Source organism: Azohydromonas lata NBRC 102462, from assembly GCF_001571085.1.
GTDB classification, from domain to species: Bacteria; Pseudomonadota; Gammaproteobacteria; order Burkholderiales; family Burkholderiaceae_C; genus Azohydromonas; species Azohydromonas lata.
Map to the genome: position 1 here is coordinate 13,813 of NZ_BCTC01000017.1, position 18,193 is coordinate 32,005.

The following is an 18,193-nucleotide window of genomic DNA, read 5'->3' on the forward strand; positions in this document are numbered from 1 at the left end:
ATGCGCGTGCAGCGGCTGGCCCTGGTGGGCTGCGGCCTCATGGGCGGCTCCTTCGCCCTGGCGCTGCGCCGCGCCGGGCTGGCCGGCCGCATCGTGAGCTGCGGGCCGGACGCGGTGGCCCTGGCCAAGGCGCTCGAATTGGGCGTGATCGACGAAGTCGCCCCCGGCGCCGCGCAGGCCGCCGAGGGCGCGGACCTGGTGCTCGTGGCCGTGCCCGTGGCCGCCACCGAGCCCGTGCTGGCCGAGATCGCCCCCGCGCTTGGGGCCGAGGCGCTGCTCATGGACGTGGGCAGCACCAAGCGTGACGTGGAAGCCGCCGCGCGCCGCGTGCTGGGCCCGCGGCTGGAGCGCTTCGTCCCCGCCCATCCGATCGCCGGCAAGGAGACCGCCGGCGTCGCCCATGCCGACGCCGCGCTCTTTGCCAACCGCCACGCCATCCTCACCCCGCTGCCGGAGAACCCGGCGGCGCTGGTGCAGCGCGCCGCCGCGCTGTGGGAGGCGCTGGGTGCGCGCGTGCGCCGCATGAGCCCGCAGGCGCACGACGCCGCCTTCGCCGCCGTCAGCCACCTGCCCCACCTGCTGGCCTACGCCTACTTCGACGGCGTGGCGCGGCAGCCGTTGGGCGCGGACTTCCTCTCGCTGGCCGGCCCGGGCTTTCGCGACTTCACCCGCATCGCCGCCAGCGATCCCGCGGTGTGGCGCGACATCCTGCTGACCAACCGCGACGAGGTGCTGCGCCAGGCCGGCGAGTTCCGCCGCGCGCTCGACGGCTTCGAGCAACTGCTGCGCACCGGCGACGCCCAAGCGCTGGAAGACCACATCCGCGAGGTGGCCCAGGCGCGCGCGGGCTGGCATCCGGGCGCCCCACCCTCACAGTCCCGCTGAACATCCCCCCAGCGCGCCGCCCGGCGGCGGCGCGCCCAACGCGACCCACGCGCCCCTTCGCATGTACGACATCCCCTTCCTCGACCTGCCCCCGCTCATCGGCGCCGCCGGCACGGTGCGCCTGCCGGGCTCCAAGAGCATCTCCAACCGCGTGCTGCTGCTGGCCGGCCTCTGCGAGGGCCAGACCCTGGTGCACGACCTGCTGGACTCGGACGACACCCGCGTGATGCTGGACGCGCTGCGCCGCCTGGGCTGCGGCGTCGAGGCCACGGCCGAGGGCCCGCTGCGCGTCACCGGCCTGGGCGGCCGCCTGAGCGTGCACGACGCCGAGCTGTTCCTGGGCAACGCCGGCACGGCCATGCGCCCGCTCACCGCGGCGCTGGCGCTGCTGGCGGCCACGCAGGGCGGCACCTTCGAGCTCAGCGGCGTGCCGCGCATGCACGAGCGCCCCATCGGCGACCTCGTGGACGCGCTGCGCCAGCTCGGCTGCGGCGTGGACTACCTGGGCCAGGACGGCTACCCGCCGCTGCGCCTCACCGGCAGCGCCGGCGGCCGCGCGGACACGGCCGCGCCCATCCGCGTGCGCGGCGACGTTTCCAGCCAGTTCCTCACCGCGCTGCTGCTGGCGCTGCCGCTGGTGAGCGAGCGCGGCCCAATCACCGTCGAGGTGCAGGGCGAGCTGATCTCCAAGCCCTACATCGACATCACGCTCAAGCTGCTCACGCGCTTTGGCATCGCCGTGCAGCGCGAGGGCTGGGAGCGCTTCACCATCCCGCAGGGCAGCGCCTACCGCTCGCCGGGCGAGATCTGGGTGGAAGGCGACGCCTCCTCGGCCTCCTATTTCGTGGCGCTGGGCGCCATTGCCGCCACCGAGGCACCGCTGCGCATCGAGGGCGTGGGCAGCGAGTCCATCCAGGGCGACGTCGCCTTCGTGGACGCCGCGCGCGCCATGGGGGCTGCCGTGACGCTGGGGCCCAACTTCATCGAGGTCAGCCGCGGCGCCTGGCCGCTGCGCGCCGTCCACATGGACTGCAACCACATCCCCGACGCGGCCATGACGCTGGCGGTGATGGCGCTGTACGCCCGCGGCAGCACGCGGCTGACCAACATCGCCAGCTGGCGCGTGAAGGAAACCGACCGCATCGCCGCCATGGCCGCCGAGCTGCGCAAGGTGGGCGCCACGGTGGTCGAGGGCGAGGACTTCATCGAGGTCTCGCCCCCCACCACCGGCGGCTGGCTGCCCGCGGCCGTCCACACCTACGACGACCACCGCATGGCCATGTGCCTGTCGCTGGCCGCCTTCAACCCGCTGGCCTCGGCCGACCCGGTGGTGCCCGTGCGCATCCTGGACCCCAAGTGCGTGGGCAAGACCTTCCCCGACTACTTCGAGACGCTCTTCGGCCTGGCGCGCGCCGAGCGCTCGCTGGTGCCCGTGATCACCATCGACGGGCCCACGGCCTCCGGCAAGGGCACGCTGGCCAGCACCGTCGCCCAGGCGCTGGGCTACCACACGCTGGACTCCGGTTCGCTCTACCGCGTCACGGCGCTGGCCGCGCTCAACCGCGGCGTGGACACCACCGACGGCGAGGCCATGGCCGCGCTGGCGCGCGGCCTGAACCTGCGCTTCGAAGGCGAGCGGCTGTGGCTGGACGGCCAGGACGTCAGCCACGAGCTGCGCCGCGAGGAAGTGGGCTCCACCGCCTCGCGCATCTCCGCGCTGGGCGAGCTGCGCGCCGCGCTCTACGCCGTGCAACTGGCCTTCCGCCGCGCGCCGGGGCTGGTGGCCGACGGCCGCGACATGGGCACCGTCATCTTCCCGGACGCGCCGCTCAAGGTGTTTCTGACCGCCAGTCCGGCCATGCGCGCGGAACGCCGGTATAAGCAATTGATTTCAAAAGGAATTTCTGCTAGCATCGACGAGCTTCGTGCCGACCTTGAGGCGCGCGACGAGCGGGACAGGAACCGCTTGATCGCCCCCTTGAAGCCGGCGCAGGACGCGCTGCTGCTGGACAACTCGGCGCAGACGGTGCAGGCCTCGACCGGCATCGTGCTGCAGTGGTGGGCCCAACGCGGCCCGTTCCGGGACAGCGGCGCGCCGCAGTCCTGAAGGGTTTCTCGACAAGCCCACGAAGCCTACGGGCCCGCTTTCCCGCTGCCTTCGCACCGCCTGGGCAGTGTCCCCGCACCGCAAGGCGCGCCGGGAAAGCGGATTCACAACCTAACCCCGCAACGGCAGTTGCACGAAACGCCGGCACCGCCTTCGACGCGGCCCACCGGCCAGGAAACACCCCATGATGGATACCCAAAACGCCACCCAGGGCGGCGAGTCTTTTGCCGCCCTGTTCGAAGAAAGCCTGCAGCAGCGCGACATGCGCGCTGGCGAGGTCATCTCCGCCGAGGTGGTGCGCATCGAGCACAACTTCGTGGTGGTCAACGCCGGCCTGAAGTCCGAGGCCTACGTTCCCATCGAAGAATTCAAGAACGACCAGGGCGAAGTCGAAGTCCAGGTGGGCGACTTCGTCTCGGTGGCCATCGACGCGCTGGAAAACGGCTACGGCGACACCATCCTGTCGCGCGACAAGGCCAAGCGCCTGGCCTCTTGGCTGTCGCTGGAAAACGCGCTGGAATCCGGCGAGTTCGTCACCGGCACCGTCTCCGGCAAGGTCAAGGGCGGCCTGACCGTCCTGGTCAACGGCATCCGCGCCTTCCTGCCCGGCTCCCTCATCGACACCCGCCCCGTCAAGGACCTGACTCCTTACGAAGGCAAGACGATGGAGTTCAAGGTCATCAAGCTCGACCGCAAGCGCAACAACGTGGTGCTGAGCCGCCGCGCCGTGGTCGAAGCCTCGATGGGCGAAGAGCGCGCCAAGCTGCTGGAAACGCTGACCGAGGGCGCCATCGTCCACGGCGTGGTCAAGAACATCACCGAGTACGGTGCGTTCGTTGACCTGGGCGGCATCGACGGCCTGCTGCACATCACCGACATGGCCTGGCGCCGCGTGCGTCACCCGAGCGAAGTGGTCCAGGTGGGCCAGGAGCTCGACGCCAAGGTGCTGAAGTTCGACGCCGAGAAGAACCGCGTCTCCCTGGGCCTGAAGCAACTGGGCGACGACCCCTGGCACGGCGTGTCGCGCCGCTACCCGGCCGGCACCCGCCTGTTCGGCAAGGTCACCAACATCGCCGACTACGGCGCGTTCGTCGAGATCGAGCCGGGCATCGAAGGCCTGGTGCACGTCTCCGAAATGGACTGGACCAACAAGAACGTCGCTCCCGCCAAGGTCGTCACCCTGGGCGAGGAAGTCGAAGTCATGGTCCTGGAGATCGACGAGGACAAGCGCCGCATCTCCCTGGGCATGAAGCAGTGCAAGCCCAATCCCTGGGAAGAGTTCGCCGAGACCGTCAAGCGCGGCGACAAGGTCAAGGGCCCGGTCAAGTCCATCACCGACTTCGGCGTGTTCGTGGGCCTGGCCCAGGGCATCGACGGCCTGGTGCACCTCTCCGACCTGTCCTGGAACGAGACCGGCGAAGCCGCCGTGCGCAACTTCAAGAAGGGCCAGGAAGTCGAAGCCGTCGTGCTGGCCGTGGACGTCGAGCGCGAGCGCATCAGCCTGGGCATCAAGCAGCTCGACGGCGACCCGTTCGCCACCTTCACCACGCTCAATGACCGCGGCTCGCTGGTCAGCGGCAAGGTGAAGACCGTCGACCCGCGCGGCGCCGAGATCCAGCTGACCGAAGAGGTGACGGGCTACCTGCGCGCCTCCGAAATCAGCCGCGACCGCGTCGAAGACGCCCGCAACGTGCTCAAGGAAGGCGACGACGTCTCCGCCATGATCATCAACATCGACCGCAAGACGCGTTCGATCCAGCTGTCGATCAAGGCCAAGGACAACGCCGACCAGCAAGAAGCCATGCAGCGCCTGTCGCAGAGCAACGAGCGCGAGACCGCCGGCACCACCAGCCTGGGCGCCCTGCTGCGCGCCAAGCTGGACAACCGCGACAACGGCTGAGACTGAAGGCGGCCCACGGTCATGACCCGTTCCGACCTCGTGGCCGAGCTGGCCGAGCGCTTCGGCCAGCTCACGCACCGCGACACCGAGTTCGCGGTCAAGACCATTCTCGACGCGATGTCCGACGCCCTGGCGCGCGGCCACCGCATCGAGATCCGGGGCTTCGGCAGCTTCTCCATCAACCGCCGTCCGCCGCGCATGGGGCGCAATCCCCGCAGCGGCGAGCCGGTGCTGATCCCGGAGAAGCTGGTGCCGCATTTCAAGCCCGGCAAGGCACTGCGCGAGGCGGTGGACGCCAACGTCCCCGTCGCGCCGGAGCCCGCCGAGCTGGCCGCGGACTGAGCTTTCAGCCCCGCCGCCCCGACAGCGGTCTTTTCCATCCCGTCCCATCGCAAACGGCGCCTTCACGGCGCCGTTTTTCCGTGCGCCGGGCCTTGGCCTGGCGCAAAGCCGAGCGCGGGCCAGGAGTCCGCGGCTCCTCCCATACCGGGGCGCGTGGTGAGCGCTCGCTAAAATCGCCCGCCCATGCGCTTCCTCGTCTGGCTCTTCCGGGCCTTCCTCTTCTTCGCGCTGTTCGCCTTCGCGCTCAACAACCGCCAAACCGCCACCGTGCACTGGTTCTTCGGCCAGGAATGGCACGCGCCGCTGGTGATCGTGGTGCTGGCGGCCTTTGCCGCGGGCTGCGCCGTGGGCGTGCTGGCCATGGTGCCGGCGTGGTGGCACCACCGCCGCCAGGCCACGCGCCAGGTCGAAGGCGCCACGCCCGCAGCCGCTGCGCAGCCGCAGCCCGCGGCCGAGGTGCTGGCCGAGCATCCGCCGCGCGAGGGACTCTGAGATGGTGCTCGATCCGCTGTGGCTGCTGCTGGCGCTGCCCGTGGCCTTCGCGCTGGGCTGGCTGGCCTCGCGCCTGGAAATGCGCCAATGGGTGCGCGAGCAGCGCGACGCGCCCAAGGCTTACTTCAAGGGCCTGAACCTGCTGCTCAACGAGCAGCAGGACAAGGCCATCGACGCCTTCGTCGAGGCCGTGCAGGACGACCCGCACAGCGCCGACCTGCACTTCGCGCTGGGCAACCTCTTTCGCCGCCGCGGCGAGTTCGAGCGTGCCGTGCGCGTGCACCAGCACCTGCTGCGCCGCGGCGACCTCTCCGGCGGCGAGCGTGAGCGCGCGCAGCATGCGCTGGCGCAGGACTTCATGAAGGCCGGCCTCTTCGACCGCGCCGAAGAGGCCTTCCGCGCGCTGGAGGGCACGCCCTTCGACACCGAGGCCCGCCTGGCGCTGCTGTCGCTGCACGAGCGCTCGCGCGACTGGCGCGCCGCCGCCGAGGTGGCGGCCAAGCTGGAGCGCAGCGGCATTGGCTCCTTCTCCACCCGCATTGCGCACTACTGGTGCGAGCTGGCGCTGGAGGCCGACGCCCGCGGCGACGCCGAGGGCGCGCAGGCCGCGCTGCAGCGCGCGCGCGAAGCCGCCCCGGCCGCGCCCCGCCCCTGGCTGGTGGAGGGCGAGCGCCACCTGCGCGCCGGCCGCGTGGCGCAGGCCCTGCAGGCCTGGGACGAGCTGCGCGCACGCCATCCCGGCACCTTCCCGCTGGTGGCCCAGGCCTACGCCCAGGCCGCCATCACCGCCGGACAGCGCGTGCACGCACGCGAGCAGTTGCAGCCGCTGTACGAGCAGCAGGCCGACACCGACCTGCTGGGCGCGCTGCGCCGGCTGGACGAGCCGCCGCAGGCCGCACAGCGGCTGCTGCAGCACCTGCGCCAGCAGCCCGCGCTGACCGTGGCGGCGCAGGTGCTGGAGATCGCGCCAGCCGATTGGGCCGAGGACACGCGCACCCGGCTGCAAGCCACCGTCGCCCGCGCCGCGCAGCCCATGCAGCGCTACCGCTGCGCCGCCTGCGGCTTCGAGGCCCGCAACTACTTCTGGCAATGCCCGGGCTGCCAGGGCTGGGACACCTACCCGCCGCGGCGCATCGAAGACCTCTGACACGCCCCTGCCCGTCTCTAACGATCACAACACCCATGAGCCAGCAGCAGCGCGTCATTCTCTGCATGAAGTGGGGGACCAAATACGGCCCCGAGTACGTCAACCGGCTTTACGCCATGGTGCGCCGCCACCTGCGCGGGGATTTCAGCTTCGTCTGCCTCACCGACGACGGCGCCGGCGTGCGAGCCGAGGTGCGCTGCCTGCCCATCCCCGACCTGGCGCTGCCCGCGGGCATCCCGGAGCGCGGCTGGAAGAAGCTCACCACCTTCGAGGCCGACCTGCACGGCCTGCGCGGCACGGCGCTGTTCCTGGACCTGGACGTGGTGATCGTGGACGACATCACGCCCTTCTTCGAGCAGCCGGGCGAGTTCCTCATCATTCACGACTGGAAGCGGCCCTGGCGCGTCACTGGCAATTCCTCCGTCTACCGCTTCGAGCTCGGCGCGCATGCGGACGTGCTGGCGCAGTTCAGGGCGCGGCCCGACGAGGCGCGGGCCAACTTCCGCAACGAGCAGGCCTTCCTCTCCGACGTGCTCAACCAGCAGGGCAAGCTCGCCTACTGGCCCGCGGCCTGGTGCGCGAGCTGGAAGTACCACTGCATCCCGCGCTTCCCCACCAACTACTGGCGCGTTCCGGCCATTCCGGCCGGCGCGCGCATCCTCATCTTCCACGGCGTGATGAATCCGCCGGACGCGCTGGCCGGCAAGCGCAACGGCAACTGGCGCCACGCCCGCCCGGCCGGCTGGATCGCCTCGCACTGGCGCGAATGAGTGGCCGCGCCCGCCCAATGCGCCCGCTGTCCGCCCCGCACCCATGAACGCCGCCGCCATGCCTGTCTACGTCATCAACATGCCCAGCGCCGCGCAGCGGCGCCGGCGCATGCAGGCGGCGCTGCAGGCCGTTGGGCTGCAGGCCGAGTGGGTGGAAGCGGTGGTGGGCCGCGAGCTCGACGCCCAAACCCTGGACGCCCTGTACGCGCCGCGGCTGAACCGGCGCCAGTTCTACCGGCCGCTCACGCCGGGCGAGATCGGCTGCTACGCCAGCCACCTCAAGGTCTGGCAGCTCATGGTGCAGCGCGGCCAGCCCTGCGCGCTGGTGCTGGAGGACGACGTGGCGCTGGGGCCCGCGCTGCCCGCCGTGCTGCAGGCGCTGGCGCACCGCGCCGACTGGGACATGGTCAAGCTGGTGGGCCGCGACAGCGAGGCCCCCGCGCAGCGCCTGCCCCTGGCCGGCGGCGCGGAGCTGGTGCGCTACCGCCGCGTGCCCAGCCTCACCGGCGCCTATGCCATCAGCCTGGAGGGCGCGCGCAAGCTCACGCAACGTCTGCCGCCCTTCGGCCGCCCGGTGGACGTGGACCTGCGCCACCACTGGGAATTCGGCCTGCGCATGTTCGGCGCCCTGCCCTACCCGGCGCGGCTCAACGAGGACAGCCTGGTCTCCACCATAGACGGACGAAACGCCCCCGGGCTCAGCCTGGTCCCGCGCCTGCGCAAGCTTCGCTACCAGCTTCGCTACTCCTGGTACAACCATTTCTTCAGCCGACGGTCCTCGTGACGTCCGGTAGTCCCGTTATGTCGCAAGCGCGATCCATTTCCCGTCCCGTTGTCCTGTTCTCGTGGGATGGCCGCAGCCCACCGCTGCGCATGCTGCACATGGACGTGCCACCGCAGTTCGAAGTGCTGCTTTTCGACTACTCGGGCTCCACCACCGAGCCCTATGTCGTAGTACACGGCGTGCAGTGCCGCGTGCTGGCGGGCGTGACCGAGTGCAAGGGCGAGATCTACAGCGCGCTGGCCCGCCACCTGCAGCAGCGCGGCACGGTGCCGCCATTCGTTGGGCTGATAGACGATGACGTCGTCCTGTCGGTCAGCGGCATCAATTACGCGCTGCACCTTGGGAACTGCCTGGAATGGAGCTCCTTCTCGCCCGCGCTCAGCCACGACAGCATCTACACCCACCGCTGGTCGCTGCGCCAGCCCAGCCGGCTCTACCACGCCACCGACTGGGTCGAGGTCATGATGCCCGTCTACCGCGGCGATCTGTTCATGGCCGGCGCGCCGTACTACGAGGGCAACGTTTCCTCCTGGGGCATAGACAAATACCTCATGCCCACGCTGCAGCAGCTCATGGGCATGCAGCGCACGGCCATCGTCGATGCGGTCATGGCCGCGCACACGCGGCCCGTGACCAGCGGCATGAAGGTGTACCGCAACGGGCTGACGGCAGCGCAGGAGCGCGAGCGCATGAAGCAGCTGTGCCTGGAGCTGCTGGCTGAGCGCCAGCCGGCGCTGCTGGGCAGCAGCTGGTTCCAGCGCATCTTCAAGCAACGCCACAGCCGCACGCTGGGCCAGCGGCTGCTGCTTGGGCTTGGGCGGCCCATACGGCGCTGGCTGGAGAGCAGCACCTGAGCTTGCGGCAACGGGGGGTGCCGACCGGCCGCGGGTGGCCTGTTGCTCTCTGGCCTGACTCAAGGGGCCCGCAAGCCTCGTGCAGCAGGGCCGATGTGCATTGCCGCTGCCCCCGTAAGGCAGCCTTCGAGGCAAGTCTTTTACACTGTGGGGCTGTTGTCACGCCGCCCCGAAAGGCCCCTTATGGAAACATCACGTATTGCTGACGCGCCTGTCAGTGGTTATGGCGCACTTGGCCTCAGGAAAATGGCATAGATTTGCCGATGCTCGACCAACAACGCTGGCATTAACGCATCCTGGCTTTTCCCTACATTTCTTTTCCATCCAGATCAACGGCTGCACGGCATTACTTATTTGACGCAATTGCCCCGGGCGACGTAACAACTGCTTCAGTTTGATCCTCTGCAAAACGCTTCATGAAACACCCTCGCACGGCGCCCAAGCATCACAAGCCGGCTCAATCAATTCTCTTGGAAAAAGCCGACTCCATAACGCCCCAAAAAAAATCTCCCACATATAAAGTTCCCAATAAATCCTTGCTGCATGGCACGGGCCATTTGACAAAGAATTTTTTCCAATATTTTGCTCACTGGGTACGCATCGCCAACAGGGCCCGATTGATGCGCCGCCGAGCAAAGCAGGGACGCATGGCGGCGCCACTGCCAACTCAGACAATGAGCCAGGATTTGCCGCTACACAAGAATGCGCGCATAAATCCGACAGAAATTGGATTAAATACCTCGCAGACGCCAGAAATATCCATCATCGTTCCGGCTTACGGCAAGGCCGACCTGACGTTACGCTGCCTGGCCTCGCTGTATTTGGCCGCCCCCGACGTACCCTACGAAGTCATCGTAGTGGAAGATGCCTCGGGTGAGCCGGACGCCGATCGCGTGGGTTTGGTGCCTGGCGTGCGCTTCATCAATAATGAGCAGAATCTGGGTTTTCTGCGCAGCTGCAATGCCGCAGCCAAAATGGCACGGGGCCAGTATCTTCTGCTGCTCAACAATGACACACAGGTTTTGCCCGACACAGTGGAGGCGCTGCGGAGAACTTTTGACAGCCATCCTCAAGCCGGATTGGTGGGCTCCAAGCTGGTATACCCTGATGGCCGGTTGCAGGAAGCAGGCGGTATTGTCTGGAGCGATGGCTCGGCCCGTAACCATGGCCGCTTCGATAATCGTCTCGCGCCAGAATACAACTACCTGCGAGAGACAGACTATATATCCGGTGCCTCCATCATGGTCGACGCCAAGTTGTGGCGACAACTCGGTGGCTTTGATGAACAGTTCTGCCCCGCCTATTACGAAGACACGGACCTGGCCATGCAGGTCAGGCAGGCCGGGCGCCAGGTTATCTACCAGCCGGCCTCCACGACCATTCACTTCGAAGGAATATCAAACGGCACCGATACCGGCTCCGGCATCAAGCGCTTTCAAGACATCAATGCCGTTAAGTTTTTTGAAAAATGGCGTGAGGTACTGCAGCGGGATCATTATCCCAATACGGATGCGTCCATCTTTCCCGCAAGCGACCGTGCGCGGCACCGGCCCATCGTCCTGGTGACGAACGACATGGTGGTACAGCCCGACGTGGATGCGGGCTCCCGTGCCATTGCGCAGTCCATGGAAGCGCTGCTGGCCATGGGTTGCATCGTCAAATTCTGGCCGGAAAATCCGTTTGAATTCAACCAGTATGCCGAAGATCTGCGCGAGCAGGGCATAGAAGTGATTGCGGGCTTGCGCCGGCCAAGATTCAAGGATTGGATTGCCGCGCATGGTTGCCATATTGACCATGCAATTCTCCACCGGCCGGCACAGACTGCAGTGTTCTTGCCGCTGGTACGGCAATACGCGCCTCAGGCCCAGGTTATTTACTACGGCCATGACTTGCACTACTTGCGCATGCAGGCGCAGGCCAGGCTGCATGGCGACGCCAAAACGGAAGCCTCGGCCGCCAAGTTTCACGATATTGAATCCAAGCTGTGGAAGGACGTCGATATTGCCGTTTACTTCTCGCAGGAAGAGGTGGACACCGTGCGCGCGCAGTGCCCCGGGGCTGATGCACGGGCGGTGCAGGCTTATTGCTTCGACGAAGTCGTGATTCCCCGCAGCGCCACGCAAAGCAACCAGATCATTTTCGTGGCCGGCTTTGGCCACCCGCCCAATGTGGATGCAGCCATATGGCTGGCCAAGAACATCATGCCCAAGGTGTGGGTCCAGGAACCCCATGTGAAACTCTGTCTAGTGGGCTCCAAGCCCACGGTGGAGGTACAGGCCCTTGCCTCGCACCAGGTGGAAGTGACCGGCTGGGTCAGCGAGGAAAAGCTGTCGGAACTCTATGCCGCCAGCCGGGTTGCCGTCGTGCCGCTGCGATTTGGCGCGGGTGTAAAGCACAAGGTAGTAGAAGCCATGTCCAGCGGCGTGCCGCTGGTCACCACGTCGGTGGGGGCGCAAGGCCTGCCTGGCCTGGAAAACGCCTCCGCCGTTGCCGACGACGAGAATATCCTGGCCCATCACATCGTGACGCTGCTGCGCAGCGACGAGGCATGGATGAGCTTGGTGGAACGGGCTGCCGCCTATATTCACGGCAATTTTTCGCGCTCAAGCTTGCAGCATCAAATGCTTGGCTTATTCCATGTGCAGGATGACTAACATTTGATTTTCAGATTAGCGGCGTGGCCACACAGATGGAAAAGCAATTACACACCTGTGGGTAATAACTGGCGCCCGCTGAACAAAGCCGCAGCGCCACGCAGCAACATGAGGCCGACTTGAATAAAAACCGCAACTCCGTTCGACTGCAACCCCGCTCCGCAGTCGTTGCCCACCAACGGGCAGAGGCGACAACGGCTGTTCGCAAGCAGCCCTGGCTGAAGAGCGTCCACCATGCGGCAACCAAGTCCGCACAAGATCTGGTGCACTGGGTACGGGACAAGAACCACCTGCGCGTGACGCAAAGACGCATCAAGCGAGGCACGTACGTCATCGCCACGCCGTACGAGCCGCCCGCCATGCTCGAGCTGCCCGTGGCGCAGCAGGCGCGCATTGATCCCAGGACGATTGAGCTGGACACGAGCGAGGCGCCGGACGTCTCCATCATCATTCCCGCTTACGGCAAGGCCGACGTGACGCTGCGCTGCCTGGCGTCGCTGCATCGCTTCCAGCCCACCATGCCTTATGAAGTCATCGTGGTGGAAGACGCCTCGGGGGAACCCGGTGCCGAGCGTCCCGGGCTGGTGCCCGGAGTGCGTTTCGTCGTCAACAAAGCGAACCTGGGATTCCTGCGCAGTTGCAATGCTGCGGCCCAAATGGCCCGCGGGCGCTACTTGCTGCTGCTGAACAACGACACGCAGGTCATGGCCGAAGCGGTGGACGCGTTGCGCCAGACCTTCGAGGCGCACCCCCTGGCCGGCCTGGTCGGCTCCAAGCTGATCTACCCTGACGGCCGCCTGCAGGAAGCCGGCGGCATCATCTGGAGCGACGGCTCGGGACGCAACCACGGCCGCATGGGCGACCGTTTCGCCCCCGAGTACAACTATCTGCGCGAGACGGACTACGTGTCCGGCGCCTCGATCATGGTGGAGGCGGCGCTATGGCGCCAGCTTGGCGGCTTCGACGAGCGGTTCTGCCCCGCGTATTACGAAGACACCGACCTGGCGATGCAGATCCGGCAGGCCGGGCGCCTGGTGATCTACCAGCCGGCCTCCTCGGTGGTGCACCTGGAAGGTGTCTCCAACGGCACGGACGCCAACCCCGGCAGCGGCATCAAGCGCTTCCAGTACGTCAACGCCACCAAGTTCCTGGACAAGTGGCGCGCAGTCCTCAAAACGGACCATTTTCCGGATACGCAGGAAAACATTCCCCTGGCGGCCGACCGCGCGCGCCACCGGCCCGTCGTGCTGGTGACCAACGACCTGGTTGTGCAGCCTGACGTCGATGCCGGCTCGCGCGCCATCATGCAATCGCTGCAGGCTCTGGTCGCATTGGGTTGCATCGTCAAGTACTGGCCCGAGAACCCGAACGATTTTGGGCATTACGCCGACGCGATGCGGCTCGCGGGTATCGACGTGATCACGGGGCCGCACCGCGGCAACTTTGGCGACTGGGTATACCGCCATGGAGCGCATGTGAGCTACGTCATCATGCACCGCCCGCACATCACGGCGCCTATCCTGCCGCTGGTGCGCCAGTTCGCGGCGCAGGCGCACACCATTTATTACGGCCACGACCTGCACTACCAACGCGTGCGGGCACAGGGCAAGGTGCAGACCGACGCCAGCTTGCTCAAGAGCTCCACGAGGCTGCATGAGATCGAGGCCGGCATCTGGCAGCACGTGGACGTCTCGGTGTACTTCTCGCAAGAGGAAGTGGACGCCATCCTTGCACAGTGCCCCTGGGTCCAGGCGCAGGCCGTGCAGGCTTACTGTTTTGACGAAGTCGTCGTGCCGCCCAAGGCCACCGCGCTGCAGAGATTGATCTTCGTGGCCGGCTTCGGCCACCCACCCAATGTCGATGCCGCGTTGTGGCTGGTCGAAGAGGTGATGCCCAAGGTCTGGGCCGAGGAGCCCGCGGTGGAACTCAGCTTGGTCGGCTCAAAGCCGACCAAGGAAGTGCTGGCGCTCAAGTCGGATCGGGTGAAAGTGACCGGCTGGGTCAGCGACGAAAAGCTGGCCGAGTTGTATGCCGACAGCCGCGTCGCCGTCGTGCCGCTGCGCTTTGGCGCGGGCGTCAAGCACAAGGTCGTGGAAGCCTTGGCCCAGGGCGTGCCGCTGGTCACGACCTCGGTGGGCGCACAAGGCCTGCCCGGCGTGGACAAGGCTTGCCGTGTCGCCGATAACGCCCAGGCCCTGGCGCGCCACATCGTGACGCTGTTGCGTGACGATGCTGCATGGGTGGCCCAAGTGAACGAGGCAGCCACTTATATCCACGACCATTTCTCGCGCAGCAGCCTGCAGGCCCAATTGGCCGAACTGCTGCAGGCCGCCGCGGACTGATCACCGCCCCTATCGGCCCCATCGGCACTGTGACACAGGCCATATGGGGCCGAAACTGGAAAGCAGACTCAAGGAATATGATGTACCTTGGCCTAGGCAGTTGGCGCTTTTTCCTGGCTTTTCTTGTAGCCATATCCCACCTTTACGGGAAAATGATTCATGGGCCAGCCGCCTATGCAGTATGGGGATTCTTTGTCCTCAGCGGATATTTAATGACCTTTGTGTTGACCACAAAGTATGGCTTTGACAGCAAAGGCCTCAAAAATTACGCCTTCAACCGTTTTCTGAGAATTTATCCAGGGTATTTGGTGACGCTGCTCCTGGGCGTGGCCACGCTCATGGCCTTGCATGCCATGCAGATTGAGCCTGCCCGTCTCAACCCTCAGTTCAACATGCCGCAAACACTGGGGCAATGGCTCACGAACATCACGATGTTCCCCTTTGGGCCGCAACCGGCCCTGCCCGTGCCGGTGGCAGGTGCGTTGTTTGTCGAGGTTTGGGTATATGTTTTGATGCCTTTGTTCGCCCGCAGCAGGCATTCAGCCTTGCTTGCATTGCTGGTCGCGCTGGCGGCAAATCAGCAATATGGCTTTGCGGTCGACACTTTTGGCATTCGATATTCCGGTTTTGGCACCGGCTTGGTGGCCTTTGCTGCCGGCTCAGTCGTGTGCCATTATCGGACCGCACTGGCCCGATTTTCAGCGCCGGTGCTGAGTGTTTTTGTCTGGTGTTTGCACGCCGTGTACTGGCTGCATGACAAAAGCTGGCCGTGGCAGTGGGGAATTCTGGTTTTCGTACCCCTGTCGGCATGGGTTGTCATATCCCTTGCCGAAGTCAAAACCGCAGCCATGGACCGGTGGCTGGGCGATCTGTCCTATCCTATTTACCTGCTGCACACGACCGTGGGCGCGTGGTTTCTCGTCAAGTATGGATATGAAAGGCCGCTGAAGTTCTTCATTGCGTCTTTCGCTGTGACGCTGTTGCTTTCCTGGCTGATGGTGATGCTGATGGACCGGCCGCTGCACGGCAGAAAAGCCCGCCCCGTGTTGGACGGCCAAGCCAAGCCCCTGGCCAAAACGCAGCATTCCTGAACACGCAGAGAGGGAGAGCGGCACAGATGCGGTCCCGGCTTGCGGGACGGACCAGATGCGCGCGTGCCCATCACGGCAAAGCGTCAGGCGCTTTGCTGCACCAGCAGCATCGCCGCGTAGCGGCCCTGTTTCGCAAGCAATTCGGCATGGCTGCCGTGTTCCACGATGCGGCCGTTGTCCATCACGCAGATAACGTCTGCCTTGCGAATGGTGCTCAGCCGGTGGGCGATGACGATCATGGTCTTCTGCCCTTGCCAATGCTCCAGCGCCTGCTGGATGGCGCGCTCGGACTCGGTGTCCAGCGCCGACGTGGCCTCGTCCAGTACCCACACCGGCGCATCCTTGTAGAGCGCGCGCGCAATGGCCAGGCGCTGACGCTGGCCGCCTGAGAGCCGGCTGCCGTTGACGCCTATGGGCGTCTCCAGCCTCTCCGGCAGGCTGCACACGAAGTCCCACAGCGCCGCGGCGCGCAGGCAGCTCTCCACCCGCGCAGCATCGAAAGGCTGGGCGTACACCACGTTGGCGGCGATGGAGCCGTCGAACAGCACGATGTCCTGCGACACCACCGCGAACTGCTTGCGCAGCGACGCCTTGGTCATCTCCGGCAGCGGCACGCCGTCCAGCCGTACCTGGCCGGACTGCGGCTCGGAAAAACCCAGCAGCGTGCTCACGACGGTGGTCTTGCCCGCGCCGGAGCTGCCCACCAGCGCCACCGTGGTGCCCGGCGTCACTGTCAGCGACAGCCTGTCCAGCGCGGGCTGATCGGCACCGGGGTAGCGCACCGTCACGTCGTCGAAAACGATCTCGCCCCGGGCACGCTCCAGCACCCGCTCTCCCGCATCGGGCTCCGGCGGCGTGTCCATCACCTCGAAGCTGGCGCGCGCAAGGATGATGCCGCCCACGATGGGCTGCGACACGTCGGTCAGCGGCCGCGTTTTGGACACCACCAGCAGCAGCGCCGCGACGTAGGCGGCGAACTCGCCCACCGTGGCGCCGTTTTTCTGCGCCTGCCACATCGCCAGCGTCACGATGGCCGCCACGCCGAAGCTGGCCACCAGTTGCGACATGGGCGTCATCATGGCCGCGGCCGCGGCGCTCTTGACCGCAAAGCGTTGCACCTGCCGGGCCTCGCGCTCGAAGCGACCCTGCTCGAAAGCCGCGGCGTCGAAGGTGCGGATCACGCGCCAAGCGCGCGCTATGTCGTCTACCACCGACACCAGCCGTATCTGCGCCTCATAACCCACTGAGCCCACGTGCTGCACGCGTCGGTGCACCGAGCGCATACCTATGCGCAGCAGTGGCACAGTGATGAGCGACAGCAGCGTGAGTTGCCAGTTCAAGTAGAACAGGTAGATCAGCAACGCAATGACCGTGGTGCCGTCACGCAGCACCGTGATGATGGCGCCGCCTAACATGCCGGCCATGTTCTGCGGGTCGTTGATGACCTTGGTGACCACCACGCCGGGCGTGAGCCGCGAGTAAAGCGGCGCATCCGCGCGCAGCACGGCGTTCGAAAGGTCTCGGCGCACGTACAGCACCACGCGCGAGATGCTGCGCTGGAGCATGTAGGTGCCTGCAAAGCTCAGCGCGCCGCGCGCCATGAACAGGCCGATCAGCGCCACCGGCACCATCCACAGCGGGAAAGCCGGCTTTTCCAGAAAGCCCTTGTCCAGCGCCTGCTGCAGCAGCAACGGAATCAGTGGTTCGGTGGACGAGCCCACCAGGAAGGCCGCCAGAGCGCCGCCTATGCCCCAGCGCTCAGGCTTGAAATAGCGGCTCAGCCGCTGCAGGACCTGCCAATTCGTCATCGGAATGCTGTTCGTGCGGGGAACCGGCCGCGGCCGGCCCCGAAAAGGTGCTTGGTCATCAGGGCGGGGATGCTAGCGGTGTTTTCCTGCATGCTCGCCGGCAACCGGCGCGGGCCGTGGAGATCGCGGTAAAGAAGCACGCACGGCGCCCAGGCAAGGCGGGCCGGACGCCGCGGCATGTCTCAATCACGCCACTGGCGCTCGATCCACGGCACCGGCAGCACGTAGCGCTGCAGATGGCGCCAGCGGCTCTTGTCCACGCGCTCGCCGCTGAAGGTGGCCTTCAGGTGCTCCCAGCGCGATCGGTGCGCGGGCACCATCTTGTTCCAGCGCCCGTCCTGCACGTCGTCGGGGTTAGGCCCGCCGGGGAAGGTGACGATGCGCACGCCGCGCGGGATGCGCGCCGTCATGAAATAGCGCAGCGGGAACTTGGGCAGGCAGTGCAGCCGGAAGTGGCAGGTCCAGGCTTCGGGCCACAGCTTGATGCCGCCCTTGACCGCATGCGTCACCCAGTGCTGCTCGAAGCCGTGGCGGTCGGCCACGCCTTGCGGGTCGGCACGAAAGCCTTCGAGCACCTGCGGGTTGCCGCCCACGGGGAAGCGGAACACCGAGGTCTGCCCAAGCCGCGCCATAGGCCGCGCCCAATTGCGCGCCAGGATCACGTCTTGCGGGTCGCCGTAGGTGAAGTAGTCGTCCAGCGAACCGACGATCACGGAATCCAGGTCGATGAACAGCGCCGGCTGCCCCGGCTCCAGCCCCGGCACGGTGTGGTCCCACAGGATCTGCTTGCGCCACTTGCCCATGGTGCGTTCCGGGTGCGGGCAGCCGATATCGGGCAACGCATGGCACTCCACCTCCGGCCGGATGCCCGTGGCGTCGTCGGTCAGGCAAACCATGCGAAACGGCGGCGTCAGGTGCCGCGCCACCATGGCGTACATGTGGTTCACATACTCGGGTCCGTACAGCGTGCCCCACTTGACACAGACGATTTGCTTCAAAACGACAACCTCTCAGCGC

Annotated in this window: 14 protein-coding genes; 12 read left to right on the forward strand and 2 right to left on the reverse strand. The window is 66.5% G+C overall.

The genetic code is table 11. From position 1 onward, the window contains the following. The 12 genes from ALA01S_RS08540 (at position 1) to ALA01S_RS08600 (ending at position 15,368) form a co-directional block, all read left to right on the forward strand. A complete protein-coding gene (locus tag ALA01S_RS08540) occupies positions 1-885 on the forward strand; it encodes a prephenate dehydrogenase (protein WP_066334730.1) in 885 nt (294 codons plus the stop codon). Positions 886-946: 61 nt separating this feature from the next. Next, a complete protein-coding gene (locus tag ALA01S_RS08545) occupies positions 947-2,992 on the forward strand; it encodes a bifunctional 3-phosphoshikimate 1-carboxyvinyltransferase/cytidylate kinase (RefSeq protein WP_066334731.1) in 2,046 nt (681 codons plus the stop codon). 184 nt (positions 2,993-3,176) lie between these two features. Beyond that, positions 3,177-4,892: a 30S ribosomal protein S1 gene (gene rpsA, locus ALA01S_RS08550; RefSeq protein ID WP_373862984.1), complete on the forward strand. Its 1,716-nt coding sequence runs from the start codon at positions 3,177-3,179 to the stop codon at positions 4,890-4,892. Positions 4,893-4,913: 21 nt separating this feature from the next. Further along, on the forward strand, positions 4,914-5,234 hold the full coding sequence (locus ALA01S_RS08555; protein ID WP_066334739.1) for an integration host factor subunit beta: 321 nt from the start codon (positions 4,914-4,916) through the stop codon (positions 5,232-5,234). A 183-nt stretch (positions 5,235-5,417) separates the two neighbouring features. Continuing rightward, the gene (locus tag ALA01S_RS08560; protein ID WP_066334742.1) at positions 5,418-5,726 is read left to right on the forward strand and encodes a LapA family protein; all 309 of its coding nucleotides are present in this window, start codon (positions 5,418-5,420) and stop codon (positions 5,724-5,726) included. A gap of 1 nt (position 5,727) precedes the next feature. After that, on the forward strand, positions 5,728-6,873 hold the full coding sequence (gene lapB, locus ALA01S_RS08565; RefSeq protein ID WP_066334744.1) for a lipopolysaccharide assembly protein LapB: 1,146 nt from the start codon (positions 5,728-5,730) through the stop codon (positions 6,871-6,873). A 35-nt stretch (positions 6,874-6,908) separates the two neighbouring features. Then, complete coding sequence (locus tag ALA01S_RS08570) at positions 6,909-7,643, forward strand: glycosyltransferase (protein ID WP_066334745.1); 735 nt, start codon at positions 6,909-6,911, stop codon at positions 7,641-7,643. A gap of 58 nt (positions 7,644-7,701) precedes the next feature. After that, a complete protein-coding gene (locus ALA01S_RS08575; RefSeq protein ID WP_169805879.1) occupies positions 7,702-8,427 on the forward strand; it encodes a glycosyltransferase family 25 protein in 726 nt (241 codons plus the stop codon). 98 nt (positions 8,428-8,525) lie between these two features. Continuing rightward, a complete protein-coding gene (locus ALA01S_RS08580) occupies positions 8,526-9,281 on the forward strand; it encodes a hypothetical protein (RefSeq protein ID WP_157118852.1) in 756 nt (251 codons plus the stop codon). Positions 9,282-9,697: 416 nt separating this feature from the next. Beyond that, on the forward strand, positions 9,698-11,935 hold the full coding sequence (locus tag ALA01S_RS31620; protein WP_084267352.1) for a glycosyltransferase: 2,238 nt from the start codon (positions 9,698-9,700) through the stop codon (positions 11,933-11,935). Between the two features lie 296 nt (positions 11,936-12,231). Then, entirely contained in the window at positions 12,232-14,277 is a 2,046-nt protein-coding gene (locus ALA01S_RS08595) for a glycosyltransferase (RefSeq protein WP_157118853.1), read from the forward strand. A 77-nt stretch (positions 14,278-14,354) separates the two neighbouring features. Beyond that, the gene (locus ALA01S_RS08600; protein WP_157118854.1) at positions 14,355-15,368 is read left to right on the forward strand and encodes an acyltransferase family protein; all 1,014 of its coding nucleotides are present in this window, start codon (positions 14,355-14,357) and stop codon (positions 15,366-15,368) included. An 83-nt stretch (positions 15,369-15,451) separates the two neighbouring features. On the opposite strand, the gene ALA01S_RS08605 is transcribed toward ALA01S_RS08600, so the two are convergent. Further along, positions 15,452-17,176, reverse strand: a complete 1,725-nt coding sequence (locus ALA01S_RS08605; protein WP_066334762.1) for an ABC transporter transmembrane domain-containing protein — start codon at positions 17,174-17,176, stop codon at positions 15,452-15,454. 182 nt (positions 17,177-17,358) lie between these two features. Further along, the gene (locus ALA01S_RS08610; RefSeq protein ID WP_238455735.1) at positions 17,359-18,114 is read right to left on the reverse strand and encodes a glycosyl transferase; all 756 of its coding nucleotides are present in this window, start codon (positions 18,112-18,114) and stop codon (positions 17,359-17,361) included. Between the last annotated feature and the right edge of the window lie 79 nt (positions 18,115-18,193).

What these genes read in the sequence shown, in the direction of transcription:
- ALA01S_RS08540 (WP_066334730.1), top strand. Translation starts at nt 1, where the DNA reads ATGCGCGTGCAGCGGCTGGCCCTGGTGGGCTGCGGCCTCATGGGCGGC.
- ALA01S_RS08545 (WP_066334731.1), top strand. Translation starts at nt 947, where the DNA reads ATGTACGACATCCCCTTCCTCGACCTGCCCCCGCTCATCGGCGCCGCC.
- rpsA (WP_373862984.1), top strand. Translation starts at nt 3,177, where the DNA reads ATGATGGATACCCAAAACGCCACCCAGGGCGGCGAGTCTTTTGCCGCC.
- ALA01S_RS08555 (WP_066334739.1), top strand. Translation starts at nt 4,914, where the DNA reads ATGACCCGTTCCGACCTCGTGGCCGAGCTGGCCGAGCGCTTCGGCCAG.
- ALA01S_RS08560 (WP_066334742.1), top strand. Translation starts at nt 5,418, where the DNA reads ATGCGCTTCCTCGTCTGGCTCTTCCGGGCCTTCCTCTTCTTCGCGCTG.
- lapB (WP_066334744.1), top strand. Translation starts at nt 5,728, where the DNA reads ATGGTGCTCGATCCGCTGTGGCTGCTGCTGGCGCTGCCCGTGGCCTTC.
- ALA01S_RS08570 (WP_066334745.1), top strand. Translation starts at nt 6,909, where the DNA reads ATGAGCCAGCAGCAGCGCGTCATTCTCTGCATGAAGTGGGGGACCAAA.
- ALA01S_RS08575 (WP_169805879.1), top strand. Translation starts at nt 7,702, where the DNA reads ATGCCTGTCTACGTCATCAACATGCCCAGCGCCGCGCAGCGGCGCCGG.
- ALA01S_RS08580 (WP_157118852.1), top strand. Translation starts at nt 8,526, where the DNA reads ATGGACGTGCCACCGCAGTTCGAAGTGCTGCTTTTCGACTACTCGGGC.
- ALA01S_RS31620 (WP_084267352.1), top strand. Translation starts at nt 9,698, where the DNA reads ATGAAACACCCTCGCACGGCGCCCAAGCATCACAAGCCGGCTCAATCA.
- ALA01S_RS08600 (WP_157118854.1), top strand. Translation starts at nt 14,355, where the DNA reads ATGATGTACCTTGGCCTAGGCAGTTGGCGCTTTTTCCTGGCTTTTCTT.
- ALA01S_RS08605 (WP_066334762.1), bottom strand. Translation starts at nt 17,176, where the DNA reads ATGACGAATTGGCAGGTCCTGCAGCGGCTGAGCCGCTATTTCAAGCCT.
- ALA01S_RS08610 (WP_238455735.1), bottom strand. Translation starts at nt 18,114, where the DNA reads ATGTACGCCATGGTGGCGCGGCACCTGACGCCGCCGTTTCGCATGGTT.